General features: G+C 37.9%; 11 protein-coding genes. 3 read left to right on the plus strand and 8 right to left on the minus strand.

The window, feature by feature from the left end; all coding sequences use genetic code 11:
- Nucleotides 1-61: 61 nt before the first annotated feature.
- The 8 genes from groL to NU09_RS11865 all read right to left on the minus strand — a co-directional run bounded on the left by groL (nt 62) and on the right by NU09_RS11865 (nt 7,653).
- A complete protein-coding gene (groL, locus tag NU09_RS11830) occupies nt 62-1,693 on the minus strand; it encodes a chaperonin GroEL (RefSeq protein ID WP_129751507.1) in 1,632 nt (543 codons plus the stop codon).
- A gap of 41 nt (nt 1,694-1,734) precedes the next feature.
- On the minus strand, nt 1,735-2,010 hold the full coding sequence (gene groES / locus NU09_RS11835) for a co-chaperone GroES (RefSeq protein WP_035135923.1): 276 nt from the start codon (nt 2,008-2,010) through the stop codon (nt 1,735-1,737).
- Between the two features lie 147 nt (nt 2,011-2,157).
- Nucleotides 2,158-2,532 carry a preprotein translocase subunit SecG gene (secG, locus tag NU09_RS11840; protein ID WP_129751508.1) on the minus strand — a complete coding sequence of 125 codons (375 nt, stop codon included), beginning with the start codon at nt 2,530-2,532 and terminating at the stop codon, nt 2,158-2,160.
- Nucleotides 2,525-3,550 (minus strand): tetratricopeptide repeat protein, encoded by a 1,026-nt coding sequence (locus NU09_RS11845; protein WP_129751509.1) that lies wholly within the window; start codon nt 3,548-3,550, stop codon nt 2,525-2,527. Before NU09_RS11845 ends, secG begins: the two co-directional genes overlap by 8 nt.
- 23 nt (nt 3,551-3,573) lie before the next feature.
- The gene (locus tag NU09_RS11850) at nt 3,574-4,077 is read right to left on the minus strand and encodes an LptE family protein (protein WP_129751510.1); all 504 of its coding nucleotides are present in this window, start codon (nt 4,075-4,077) and stop codon (nt 3,574-3,576) included.
- Nucleotides 4,078-4,090: 13 nt separating this feature from the next.
- Complete coding sequence (locus NU09_RS11855; protein ID WP_129751511.1) at nt 4,091-5,380, minus strand: sigma-54 interaction domain-containing protein; 1,290 nt, start codon at nt 5,378-5,380, stop codon at nt 4,091-4,093.
- Between the two features lie 33 nt (nt 5,381-5,413).
- On the minus strand, nt 5,414-6,868 hold the full coding sequence (miaB, locus tag NU09_RS11860) for a tRNA (N6-isopentenyl adenosine(37)-C2)-methylthiotransferase MiaB (RefSeq protein WP_129751512.1): 1,455 nt from the start codon (nt 6,866-6,868) through the stop codon (nt 5,414-5,416).
- 74 nt (nt 6,869-6,942) lie between these two features.
- Nucleotides 6,943-7,653, minus strand: coding sequence for a hypothetical protein (locus tag NU09_RS11865; protein WP_129751513.1), 711 nt, complete (start codon nt 7,651-7,653; stop codon nt 6,943-6,945).
- Between the two features lie 228 nt (nt 7,654-7,881).
- On the opposite strand from NU09_RS11865, the gene topA reads away from it, so the two are divergent.
- The 3 genes from topA (at nt 7,882) to gldK (ending at nt 13,074) form a co-directional block, all read left to right on the plus strand.
- The gene (topA, locus tag NU09_RS11870; RefSeq protein ID WP_129751514.1) at nt 7,882-10,377 is read left to right on the plus strand and encodes a type I DNA topoisomerase; all 2,496 of its coding nucleotides are present in this window, start codon (nt 7,882-7,884) and stop codon (nt 10,375-10,377) included.
- A gap of 3 nt (nt 10,378-10,380) precedes the next feature.
- The gene (locus tag NU09_RS11875) at nt 10,381-11,532 is read left to right on the plus strand and encodes a formimidoylglutamase (RefSeq protein WP_129751515.1); all 1,152 of its coding nucleotides are present in this window, start codon (nt 10,381-10,383) and stop codon (nt 11,530-11,532) included.
- A 162-nt stretch (nt 11,533-11,694) separates the two neighbouring features.
- Nucleotides 11,695-13,074 carry a gliding motility lipoprotein GldK gene (gene gldK, locus NU09_RS11880; protein ID WP_129751516.1) on the plus strand — a complete coding sequence of 460 codons (1,380 nt, stop codon included), beginning with the start codon at nt 11,695-11,697 and terminating at the stop codon, nt 13,072-13,074.
- The last annotated feature ends 32 nt before the right edge of the window (nt 13,075-13,106 follow it).

Genomic DNA, 13,106 nt, shown 5'->3' on the forward strand with positions numbered 1-13,106 from the left:
CATTAAAGCTAAAAAGGAGCTCTTTTGAGCTCCTTTTTATAACGTTATGGTTAAGATGTTATTACATCATACCTGGCATTCCGCCTCCCATTGGCATTCCGCCTCCGGCATTTTCTTCTTTAATATCTATTAAAGCACACTCTGTTGTAAGAATCATACCAGCTACTGATGCTGCATTTTCAAGAGCAACACGTGTTACTTTTTTAGGGTCTATAATACCTGCAGAAAGCATGTCTACATACTCGTCTGTTTTAGCATTGTAACCAAAGTCGTTATTACCTTCGGCAACTTTAGCAACCACTACTGATCCTTCAAGACCTGCGTTTTCAACAATTGTTCTAAGAGGAGCCTCTACAGCACGGGAAACAATTTGTATACCTGTTGCCTCGTCTCCGTTTTCAGCTTTAATATCGGCAAGTACTTTTTTAGCTCTTAGTAAAGCTACACCACCACCTGCTACAATACCTTCTTCAACAGCAGCTCTTGTTGCATGTAATGCATCATCAACTCTGTCTTTTTTCTCTTTCATTTCCACTTCAGATGCCGCACCTACATAAAGTACTGCGACACCACCTGCTAATTTAGCAAGACGTTCCTGAAGTTTCTCTCTGTCATAATCTGAAGTTGTAGACTCCATTTGTGCTTTAATCTGGTTAACACGGTTTTTAATGTTTTCCGCTTCACCTGCACCATTTACGATAGTAGTATTGTCTTTGTCTATAGTTACTTTTTCACAAGTACCAAGCATATCAAGAGTAGCATTTTCAAGCGTATAACCTCTCTCTTCAGCAATTACGGTACCACCTGTTAAGATAGCGATATCTTCAAGAAGTGCTTTTCTTCTGTCACCAAAGCCCGGAGCTTTAACAGCAGCAATTTTAAGGGCACCTCTAAGTTTGTTTACTACAAGGGTAGCAAGTGCTTCGCCATCTACATCTTCAGCAATGATAAGAAGAGGCTTTCCTGATTGTGCCACCGGCTCAAGTACAGGAAGTAAATCTTTCATTGAAGAAACTTTTTTGTCATATAGTAAAATGTATGGCCTTTCAAGTTCAGCCTCCATTTTTTCAGAATTTGTTACAAAGTAAGCAGAAAGGTAACCTCTGTCAAACTGCATGCCTTCTACTACGTCTACATAAGTATCAGTACCTTTAGCTTCCTCTACAGTAATAACACCTTCTTTACCTACTTTACCAAAAGCAGTAGCAATAAGTTCACCAATTGCATCATCATTGTTTGCAGATATTGAAGCTACCTGTTTGATTTTTTCTGTAGCAGTTCCTACTTCTTTAGTTTGTTCTGCAAGGTTGTTTACAATAGCTTCAACGGCTTTGTCTATACCTCTTTTAAGATCCATAGGGTTAGCACCTGCAGCTACGTTTTTAAGGCCTTCTTTCACGATAGCCTGAGCAAGTACAGTTGCAGTTGTAGTTCCGTCACCAGCCAAGTCGTTAGTTTTAGAAGCTACTTCCTTAACCATTTGTGCACCCATGTTTTCAAGTGGATCTTCAAGCTCTACTTCTTTAGCTACAGATACACCATCTTTAGTTACTGTAGGTCCGCCAAATGATTTGCTTATAATTACATTACGTCCTTTAGGGCCTAATGTTACCTTTACTGCGTTTGCTAATGCATCCACACCACGTTTTAAACCGTCGCGTGCCTCTATATCAAATTTTATCTCTTTTGCCATGGTTGTATTTCGTTATATGTTTTTTTAAATATTAAACTGAATTAGATTACTGCAAAAATTTCCTCTTCTTTCATGATAAGGTAATCCTTACCTTCAAATTTCAATTCTGTACCGGCATATTTACCATATAAAACAGTATCTCCAACTTTTACTGTCATGTCGTGGTCTTTAGTTCCGTTACCTACGGCTACTACAATACCTTTTTGAGGTTTTTCTTTAGCAGTGTCAGGGATAAAGATTCCCGAAGCTGTTTGAGTTTCTGCAGCCACAGGCTCAATAAGAACTCGATCTGAAAGTGGTTTAATGTTTAAAGCCATATGATTTAATATTTGTTATTAATGTTTAAAAATTCGACGTATTGATTTTTTCAGAAATTGTGCCAATACATGAAACTGACAAATTTTTACCAATAAAAAATGCCAGCACTGACAGGCTGGCATTTTTTATAGAATATTATAATATTATTATTGTTGAGCGCCTTCTTCTGCAGGAGCAGGAGTTGCCGAATTGGCAGGAGCTTCAGGAGTTGCATTTTCTGTTGCCGGAACTGTAGTAGCTGCCGGTGCAGGTAAAGTAGACTCGTCTATAAGACTGTCCTGAGTTGCTGAGTTGCTGCCAAAGCTTAATGTTGATAATAAAATTAATATAACAAGAGCAGTAGCAAGTGTCCATGTACTTTTATCAAGAAAATCTGTTGTCTTTTGTACACCACCCATCATTTGAGTTCCTCCAAGTGAAGATGATAATCCTCCTCCTTTAGGATTTTGTACCATAATTACCACAACCAAAAGGAAACTTACTATTACTATAAGTACCAGGAAAATTGAAAAATCAAACATTGTTATTAGTATTATTATTTTGTTGTAAAATCTTTATATCCGATATACGGTCTGCAAAGAAAACACTTTTTTCCGGATATTTCAAAATTAAAATTTCATAAGCCTGAATTGCTTTCTGATATTTTTTCTGTTCAAGGTATACACGTGCAAGTGTTTCCGTCATAAGTAATGAGCTGTCACGGCTGCTTCTTTCAATATTTGCAGGGGGTGGAGCTATGCCTTTAGTTGGAATTATCTTTGGACTAGACTCAATAAACTTATCAATAAGTTCCAGTTTTTTGCTTAAGGAATCGTCATTATTATCTGTTGTTTCCTCTTTGATTTCCTCTTTTTCAATCTCAGTTTTATTCTCGCTCGGCTCAATTTCAGATTCATTTTCTGCTTCCTGTGTTTCTTCCCTTTTTATAGGAGTCAATTTAGAAAGCTGTAACCATTCCTGGAAAGAGTGTTTTTCAGAATTATCAAATTCAAGAGGTTTACCGATTTCGAGTTTCTCTTCGGTTTCGTTTCTTACAGGTTCAGTAAAAGGGACTTCTTTTTCTGAAGGAGTAAAAACTGGAGAAGCAACAATTACAGGCGTTTCTTCTGCTTCCTTAAATTGTTCTTTTTCCTTATGGCTTTCTTCCGCCTCTTCTATAGTTTGTTTTATAGAACGTTCCAGTCTGTCAGCAGGAGAAATTACAGGTTGTTCCGGTTTAGGAGTAACCGTTTCGGTTTCCTTAACGGTTATTTCCTCAATAGCCTTTTCTTTTTCCTGTAGATAATCTTTCTGAATGCTGTGGAAATTTTCTGAAGTTATAAAGTCAAATAGAACGGAACGGTCATTTGTATGAGCTGCAGTTTTTTTGAGCTCCATATTATAACGAAAACTATCCTGGTTGTAAAGCCCTTTTAAGTGAATGGCACGCGCACTTTGCAGGAACGGAAATTCATATAAAATGCTTTCCAGTTCCATAGTTTGCCTGTCGGTTATGGTATAAGGCTTATTTAGCAGGTATGTATAGTCTTTTGTGTTCAATTTTGTTTTACTCTGTTCTCAAATTACCATTTAGCCAGCGACTCATTAAAGATGTCCTGGGTTATCCTTTCAAAAATTTCATCTAAGGCAGCATTTAATACCGATCCTGTAGGAAGGGCGTCACCACTATAATCATAGAAAAAACTGAAAGGCTTTTCAAAATCGTCGTCTTCGTTATTCTTATTTGTGAATCTTACATTTACAGTAATGCTTAATCTGTTTTGAGCTGCACGCTGATCAGCAGTAGCTGTCATGGGTGATATGCGATATTGTGTAATCTCACCCTCATAAACAAGGTCGCCGCCTGTATTTGTTAGTGTAAGGTTAGTCTGGTTTTGTATCAGGTCCTGCAGGCGTAATGTAAAAGTACGCTCTATACCGGGTTCTACTACTTCGGCATTATTCTGAAAATAATTCACCTGAAAGGTCTTGGCGTTAATTTGTCCTGTTCCCGTAAAGTTGTAATATTTGCAACCATGCAGGGTTAGGGCTAAAATAAAAACCAATAATAATTTAAAATATCTCATTGTTCTTTTATGACTAAAGGTCGTATTGTTTAATTTTTCTGTAAAGTGTCCTTTCGGATATACCAAGTTCATCGGCTGCGGCCTTGCGTTTACCTTTATTGCGTTCCAGGGCTTTTTTAATCAATTCGATTTCTTTTTCATCTAACCTTAAGGTTTCTTCCTCTTCAACAGTTTCGGCAAAAAGGTAGTTGTCATCATCATCGTCATCATCATCAAGGTGATGCTCAATAACCGGTTCTGCATGAGTGATTTTCGGACTCGGCATAACCCCGGCTGAAGGCCTTTCTTCAAAACTGTGTCCGTTTTCCTCTGCAGGGTTTCCGTATATTCTTTGTATTAATCCTTTATTCGATTCCTGAACCTTACTTGTGTTGCCGTTTTGCATAAGCTCCATGGTAAGTTTTTTTAGATCGTTAAGGTCGCTTTTCATATCAAAAAGCACTTTGTACAAAATTTCCCTTTCGTTACTAAAGTCGCTTTCAGGTTTTTTATCACGCACTACGGCCGGCAGGTTTGTACCTTCTTCCGGTAAATAAGAGCGAAGCGTGGCTAGCGATATTTCCCTGGTTGTTTCCAGTACCGATATTTGTTCAGCGATGTTTCTAAGTTGCCTGATGTTTCCGCTCCAGCGATATCGTAACAATAACTGTACCGCATCATCATCAAGCTTTATAGGAGGCATTTTGTATTTGTGTGCAAAATCAGAAGAAAATTTCCTGAACAGCAGGTGAATGTCATCCTTACGTTCACGTAGGGGAGGAAGCATAATTTCTACCGTGCTTAGGCGATAGTAAAGATCTTCCCTGAATTTTCCTTTTTCAATGGCTTCAAACATATTAACGTTTGTTGCAGCCACGATGCGCACATTTGTTTTTTGAACCTGAGAGGAACCCACTTTTATAAACTCACCGTTTTCCAGTACACGAAGTAATCTTACCTGTGTGGTAAGCGGTAATTCGCCCACTTCATCAAGAAAAATGGTTCCTCCGTCGGCTACTTCAAAATAACCCTCACGGGTTGAGGTAGCTCCGGTAAATGCACCCTTCTCGTGGCCAAAAAGCTCACTGTCTATGGTTCCTTCAGGTATTGCGCCGCAGTTTACGGCAATATATTTTCCATGCTTCCTGTGAGACAGGGCATGAATAATTCTTGGCATATTTTCTTTACCAACACCACTTTCACCGGTAATAAGTACCGAAATATCGGTAGGGGCTACCTGTATTGCTTTTTCTATGGCGCGGTTAAGCTTAGGGTCGTTCCCTATAATCTCAAATCGTTGTTTTATGGCTTGTACATTTTCCATAGGCTTTAACCTTAACCCGATTGAATTGGTTTATTAAACTGTTTGCATTTCACTGTAACCTACTGCATCTCCAATTAATGTGGCAGATGTACAGTCTGTAATTTTTACGTTTACAAAATCACCGGGCTTGTAGTTTCCTTCTTTAGGGAATACAACCATGGTGTTTTGTGAATTACGGCCGCTCCAGTGTTCGTTAGATCTTTTAGATTCTTTTTCTATAAGTACTTCTACTGTTTGGCCTATAAAACGCTGTGTTCTTTCAAGAGCCATTTTTTGCTGCAGGTTAATAATTTCCGTTAGTCGGCGGTTTTTAACCTCTGCAGGTATATCATCTTCCAGTTTTCTTGCAGCTAATGTTCCCGGACGCTCAGAATAAGCAAACATAAACCCGAAGTCATACTTACAGTGCTCCATTAAACTTAAAGTGTCCTGATGGTCTTCTTCGGTCTCTGTTGGGAAACCTGCAATCATATCCTGAGAAAGTGAAATTTCAGGTATAATGCGGTATATATTATCTACAAGTTCCATGTATTCCTCACGTGTATGCTGACGATTCATTGCTTCAAGTACACGTGTGCTTCCACTTTGTACAGGCAGGTGAATGTATTTACATATATTATGATGTTTAGCCATTACTTCAATCACCTCCAGGTGCATATCCTGTGGGTTTGAAGTACTGAAACGGAAACGCATTTTAGGGAAGGTTTTTGCAACCATATCTAAAAGCTGTGCAAAATCTACCGCAGTAGCCTTTTGCATTTCGCTTGCTTTTTCAAAATCTTTTTTAAGCCCACCGCCATACCATAAGTAACTATCTACGTTTTGCCCAAGAAGAGTAACTTCTTTAAAGCCTTTTTCATATAACGAAGTGATTTCTTCCATGATACTTTGCGGATCACGGCTTCTTTCGCGGCCACGTGTAAACGGTACTACACAAAAAGTACACATATTATCACAGCCGCGTGTTATGGAAACAAAAGCAGTTACACCATTACTGTTAAGGCGAACAGGTGCAATATCACCATAGGTTTCCTCTTTAGAAAGGATAACGTTTATGGCATCGCGACCTTCGTCAACTTCTTTTAAAAGATTAGGCAGGTCTTTATAGGCATCAGGGCCTACAACCATATCTACAATTTTTTCTTCCTCCAGGAATTTGCTTTTAAGGCGTTCGGCCATACAGCCAAGAACACCTACCTTCATCCCTGGGTTTATTTTTTTTATAGCGTTGTACTGATCAAGTCTTTTACGTACAGTTTGCTCTGCCTTATCACGAATGGAGCAGGTATTAACCAATACCAAATCGGCCTCCTCAAGGTTTTGGGTGGTATTATAACCTTCATTGGCAAGAATAGATGCAACAATCTCACTGTCAGAAAAATTCATCTGGCAGCCATAGCTTTCAATAAAGAGTTTTTTGCTGTTTCCGTCTTTCTGCTTTAAAACAAGGCTTTGTCCCTGTTTGTTCTCTTCAATAATCTTTTCCATAAATTCGCTACTGTAGTGCTTTTTTGAATTGGCAAAGATACTATTTAATTTGTAAAATATGACAAGTTGGCATATTAGTCTTTGCCTAAATTTACTTTGCGGTATAACTGGCCTATGCTATGTATGGATTTTAATAAAAATGTGAGGCTAAACAGTATAAATAAGACAATTAAAGGGAATGATGATTGTAAAAAGATACTGCCCAGCATAAAAGCGGCGCCGGAGGCTATCATCCTGCTTTTGTAATCATAAAGGAGGATTTTATGGTTTTCAATCTGTATTGCTAATAAGGAGAAGAAGCTGGCCAGGCCTATCATGAAAATAATATCCTGATACGGATTGTTTTGTTCTACTACGCTCATAACCGTTAATCCTACTGATAGTAAGAATCCTAAAAACAAAGAGCCCTTGTCTACTTCTGTTTTATGTATCCATTTATGTGCATTCGCATAAAAACTTGAACTGAAATCTTCAAACTCTTCCTGAGTTACAAATTTTCCGGTGAGGCATTTTCTTTTAAGGGTGTCAAAATATTTAATAGGGAAGCGATCCCTAAAATCCATAAATAATATAAGGTGTAGATTCTCCCCTTGTGGAATTGTAATGACCGATTTGTAGAAATCAAGTTTTATAATAACCTGTTTGCTGTCGTCAGGAATTTCAATTTCAGGCTCTTCACCATGCATTATTTTAATAAGAAGTCTCTTTTTATCATCATAAACTTTAATTTTTCTTATATGTGCCCAATTATAAGGTAATAAAAGTTTAAGGTTGAGTTTTCTCATAGCTTATTTTTTAGAATATTGTTTGTGTAAAGACTTAAAGATAATAAAGTTAAGCTTTTTAAACAACTCAAATATTGTGAGGTCAGCAGTATGAGGTGTTTCAGCTTTTTTTAGAAACAATTATGTTGCTTTTATGATATTTTTTGGATGTAAAAACGTGAATTTGAAACCTTCAAAATTCAATATTTAAAAAAATCCTATACTTTTGCGACACAAAGGAGAGCAAATATGGCAAAGAATTTAGTGATTGTTGAGTCGCCTGCAAAGGCAAAAACCATTGAAAAATTTTTAGGGAAAGACTACCAGGTGGAGTCGAGTTATGGACACATAGCCGATTTACCATCTAAAGAGATAGGAGTAGATGTTGAGAATGGCTTTAAGCCAAAATATGAAGTTTCTTCCGACAAAAGGGCTTTGGTAAAAAAACTCAGAGATCTTTCTAAATCTGCGGAGACAGTTTGGCTGGCAAGTGATGAGGACCGCGAAGGGGAGGCTATTGCATGGCACCTGGCGGAAGAACTGAAACTTGACAAAAACAAAACCAAGCGTATTGTTTTTCATGAAATTACCAAAACAGCGATACAAAAGGCTATCGAAAATCCAAGGAGTATTAATTATGACCTTGTAAATGCACAGCAGGCAAGAAGGGTGCTTGACCGATTAGTAGGTTATGAGCTTTCTCCGGTACTTTGGAAAAAAGTAAAAAGCGGATTATCTGCAGGTCGCGTACAGTCGGTTTCGGTACGTCTAATTGTAGAGCGTGAAAGAGAGATACAAAACTTTAAAGCGGAAGGTTCTTACTCAATAACTGCCGAGTTTGTAAACGAGGCAGGAAAAGCATTTAAGGCAAGACTACCTAAAAACTTTAATACAAAACAGGAAGCGCAGGATTTCCTTAATAAAAATATAGGTTCTATATATAAGGTGTCGGATTTGGAAACAAAACCGGCAAAGAAATCACCAGCTGCACCATTTACCACATCTACACTACAACAGGAAGCAGCAAGAAAGCTGTATTTTCCGGTAGGTGTTACTATGATGCTGGCGCAGCGCCTGTATGAGGCCGGACTTATTACCTATATGAGAACGGATAGTGTTAACCTTTCTCAGGAGGCAATGGCGGCTGCCGAAGCAGAAATTACAAAATCATACGGTAAGGAATTCAGTAAGCCAAGAAATTACGCTACAAAAAGTAAAGGAGCACAGGAGGCGCACGAGGCTATTCGTCCTACAGATATGACCCGTCATACGGTTAGTTTAGACAGGGATCAGGCAAGGCTTTATGATTTGATATGGAAAAGAACCGTGGCTTCTCAAATGAGTGATGCACAGCTTGAACGTACCAATGTTAGGATAGAGGCTAATAATCATAAAGAAGTTTTTGCAGCATCAGGAGAGGTGTTGCTGTTTGAAGGTTTCTTAAAAGTATACCTTGAAGGAAATGATGATGAGGATGTGGAGCAGGAAGGTATGCTGCCTGCATTACGATTAAACGAAAAACTTACTAATAATTATATTACGGCAACCGAACGTTTTTCAAGACCGCCTGCCCGCTATACAGAAGCGGCTTTGGTTAAAAAACTCGAAGAACTTGGTATTGGTCGTCCATCAACTTATGCTCCTACTATTTCTACCATTATCAGCAGAAATTATGTTGAAAAAGGAAGTTTTGAGGGGCAGGAAAGAAAATATGCACAACTTACCCTAAAAGGAGGTTCTGTTGCAGAACAGCAGCTTAAAGAAAATTTCGGTTCGGATAAAGGTAAGTTAGTGCCAACCGATATAGGAATGATAGTAAATGATTTCCTTGTAAGTCATTTCGAAACCATTCTTGATTATAACTTTACAGCTAAAGTAGAGCAGGATTTTGATGAAATTGCTTCGGGTAATGAAGACTGGACCAAAATGATGAATGATTTTTATAGTCATTTTCATCCAACGGTTAAGGACGTTGAGAAAAATGCGGACAGGGAATCCGGTGAGCGTATTCTGGGGATTCATCCTGAATCGGGTAAACAGGTAAGTGTACGTTTAGGTAAATTTGGTCCGATGGCTCAAATTGGCGATGCTGACGATGAGGAGAAACAGTTTGCAAGCCTTTTACCGGAACAGAACATTGGTAATATTACACTTGAAGAAGCTTTAGGTCTATTTATGCTGCCTAAATCGCTGGGTACATATAAAGGTGAAGAGGTTGAGGTAAATAATGGTCGTTTTGGTCCTTACGTTCGTTTTGGTAAAACATTTATTTCTTTGCCAAAAGGTATGGATCCTATGGATGTCACTTTTGATGTCGCGGCAAAACTGATAGCAGAAAAAGAACAGGCGGATGCTCCTATAGGTGTTTATAAGAACGAACCGGTTCAAAAAGGAGTGGGCCGTTTCGGGCCATTTATTAAATGGAACGGTATATTTATCAATGTGAATAAAAAATATAATTTTGATAACCTTTCTCAGGCAGATATAACAGAGTTAATTGAGGATAAGCTTCAAAAAGATAAAGACAAGGTTATACATAACTGGGAAGAGGAAGGGATAAAAGTGGAGAAAGCCCGTTGGGGAAGATCGGTTATCCTTAAAGGAAAAACCAAAATAGAGCTTAATAAGGATGTAGATGCCTCTAAGCTTACACTTGAGCAGGTTAAGACAATGATTGAAGAAAAAGCTCCTGCTAAAAAAACGGCAGCCAAAAAGAAAACAACAGCAAAAACAAAAAAGAAATAAAGTATGGTATTTGATTTTTTAGAACCTGTAGAGATAGAACTACTGGAGTTTGTAAGTGAGCTTCCTGTACATTCTCTGGGCAGGAAAATCAGTATACATACGTCTGAGGTTTTTCCTGATCTTGATAAGGCGGCTATAGCGTTTATAGGGGTTTTAGAAAACAGGGGGGTAGATGAGAGAAAAGAACATGTGTCTCTGGATCATGTAAGAAGGCAGTTTTACAGCCTTTTTCCTGGTAACTGGGATATGAATATAGTTGATTTGGGTGATGTTGCTGCAGGTAATACCCCTGAAGATACTTACTATGTTGTAAAAAATCTGGTAGACGAACTTGTGAAAAAAAGAATAGTTCCTGTTGTTGTAGGAGGGTCTCAGGACTTAACTTATGCCTTATACAGGGGTTATGACAAGCTTGAACAGATGGTGAATTTAGTGTCTATTGATAGTAAATTTGATTTTGGTGCTGAGAATGAAGGCTTAACAGCCTCATCTTATTTGACTAAAATAATCGTAGAAGAACCTAATAATCTTTTTAATTTTAGTAATATTGGATATCAAACCTATTATAATTCGCAGGAAGAAATAGACTTGATTGAAAAATTGTATTTTGACGCTTACAGATTAGGTGAAATTTGTAATAATTCTACAATAGCCGAACCTGTTTTTCGTGATGCAGATATAGTTTCTGTTGATATGACGGCAGTAAAATCAAGCGATTCGGGAAATTATGTTAAATTTATCCCAAATGGTTTTGATGGAAAAGAAATTTGTATTTTAGCACGCTACGCAGGGATAAGTGACAAAGTAACTTCGTTTGGAGTATTTAATCACAATAATTCCAGGCAGGAGTCCGTTTTAATAGCTCAGGTACTTTGGTATTTTGTTGAAGGGTATCACTACAGATCTAATGAGTATCCTTTTGGTAGTAAAGAGCAGTACCTTAAATATATAGTTCCTCTTGAAGACGAGGAGTTGATTTTTTATAAAAGCGACAGGACAGACAGGTGGTGGATTGAGATACCGCATGTGTCTCATGTTAACAATAAATTAAAGAGAAATACGTTGTTACCTTGTACGCATGAAGATTATATGGGAGCGTGTAACAATGAGATTCCTGAAAGGTGGTGGAAGGCTCAGAGAAAAAACATTATTTAGCAGTAATGTTATAAAATAACTGAGAATTCTCTATATTTTCTTAAAGTTATCGGTAGATTACTTTTTGTTTAGGTTTTTTTAATAAAAAAATTGTTTTTTTGAAAATAAATAAATAGGTTTACGCCCTTAAAAAATAGAATTACATTAATAACCCAATTTTATATGAAGAAGTTCATTGCATTAACAGCAACTTTATCATTTTTAATTAGCTGTGGTTCCAGCGACCGCGGAGAGCTAGTAGGTGTTAGAGGAAAAAAGTGGAGGCCTGAAAAGCCCTATGGTATGACTTTGGTTCCTGGAGGTGCTTACATTATGGGTAAATCGGACGACGATTTGGCTAATGTACAGGATGCTCCTACTAAGACTGTAACTGTTCGTTCGTTTTACATGGATGAAACAGAGATTACCAATAGTGAATACCGTCAGTTTGTAGAATGGGTTAAAGATTCTACTATCAGAACAAGACTGGCAATCCTTGCGGATGAAATGGGTCAGACACCTGGTAGTGGTGGTGTTGGCGAGTATGCGTTTTTAGATCAGTCTACAGAGGAGAAATCTCCTTACGATCAATATATGTATGATAACTATTACAGTATTGGTGATGGTGATGATATCTATGCTGGTAGAAAACTTAACCATAAAGTTAAGCTTATCGATGATCCGCAGAAATATCCGGATGAGTACTATGTTGAGGTTATGGACTCAATGTATTTGCCGGCTTCTGAATCATACAATGGTTTAAGGACTATTGATGTGTCTAAGCTTGTATTTGCTTATTCGTGGATGGATATTCAGGCTGCAGCAAAAGATAAGTCTAAAAACACAAGATCTAAAAGAAGTAAATACCTTATAAAAGAAAAGGTAGAGGTTTATCCAGATACTACAGTATGGATTAAAGACTTTGCTTATTCTTATAATGAGCCAATGCATAATGACTATTTCTGGCATCAGGCTTACGGAGAGTATCCGGTAGTAGGTGTTACCTGGGAACAGGCTAAAGCATTTTGTGCTTGGAGAACGCTTAACAAGAATGCTTACCAAAAAGATAAAGGAAGACAGTTTGTAAACTCTTTCCGTTTACCTACAGAGGCTGAATGGGAGTATGCTGCAAGAGGTGGTCTTGAGTCTGCTACATTCCCTTGGGGTGGTCCTTATGCTAAGGGTGACAGAGGTTGTTTCCTTGCTAACTTTAAGCCTAACAGAGGTGATTATGCTGCAGACGGTGCACTATACACTGTAGAAGCTGAATCTTATGATCCAAACGATTATAACCTTTACAATATGGCTGGTAACGTTTCAGAGTGGACTGACTCTTCTTACGATGCTTCATCTTATGAGTATGTGTCTACAATGAACCCTAACGTAACAGATCACCAAAACCAACGTAAAGTAATCCGCGGAGGATCATGGAAGGATGTTGCTTATTTCCTTCAGGTTAGTACAAGAGATTATGAGTATGCGGATTCTGCAAGAAGCTTTATCGGTTTCAGAACAGTGCAGGATTACATGGGTACTCAGAATACATCTAATACTATGAACTAAGAACCAATTTTTAATAACTTGAATATTTATTG

This window comes from Flavobacterium beibuense, from assembly GCF_004151245.1.
GTDB lineage: Bacteria > Bacteroidota > Bacteroidia > Flavobacteriales > Flavobacteriaceae > Flavobacterium > Flavobacterium beibuense_A.

What these genes read in the sequence shown, in the direction of transcription:
- groL (WP_129751507.1), bottom strand. Translation starts at nt 1,693, where the DNA reads ATGGCAAAAGAGATAAAATTTGATATAGAGGCACGCGACGGTTTAAAA.
- groES (WP_035135923.1), bottom strand. Translation starts at nt 2,010, where the DNA reads ATGGCTTTAAACATTAAACCACTTTCAGATCGAGTTCTTATTGAGCCT.
- secG (WP_129751508.1), bottom strand. Translation starts at nt 2,532, where the DNA reads ATGTTTGATTTTTCAATTTTCCTGGTACTTATAGTAATAGTAAGTTTC.
- NU09_RS11850 (WP_129751510.1), bottom strand. Translation starts at nt 4,077, where the DNA reads ATGAGATATTTTAAATTATTATTGGTTTTTATTTTAGCCCTAACCCTG.
- NU09_RS11855 (WP_129751511.1), bottom strand. Translation starts at nt 5,380, where the DNA reads ATGGAAAATGTACAAGCCATAAAACAACGATTTGAGATTATAGGGAAC.
- miaB (WP_129751512.1), bottom strand. Translation starts at nt 6,868, where the DNA reads ATGGAAAAGATTATTGAAGAGAACAAACAGGGACAAAGCCTTGTTTTA.
- NU09_RS11865 (WP_129751513.1), bottom strand. Translation starts at nt 7,653, where the DNA reads ATGAGAAAACTCAACCTTAAACTTTTATTACCTTATAATTGGGCACAT.
- topA (WP_129751514.1), top strand. Translation starts at nt 7,882, where the DNA reads ATGGCAAAGAATTTAGTGATTGTTGAGTCGCCTGCAAAGGCAAAAACC.
- NU09_RS11875 (WP_129751515.1), top strand. Translation starts at nt 10,381, where the DNA reads ATGGTATTTGATTTTTTAGAACCTGTAGAGATAGAACTACTGGAGTTT.
- gldK (WP_129751516.1), top strand. Translation starts at nt 11,695, where the DNA reads ATGAAGAAGTTCATTGCATTAACAGCAACTTTATCATTTTTAATTAGC.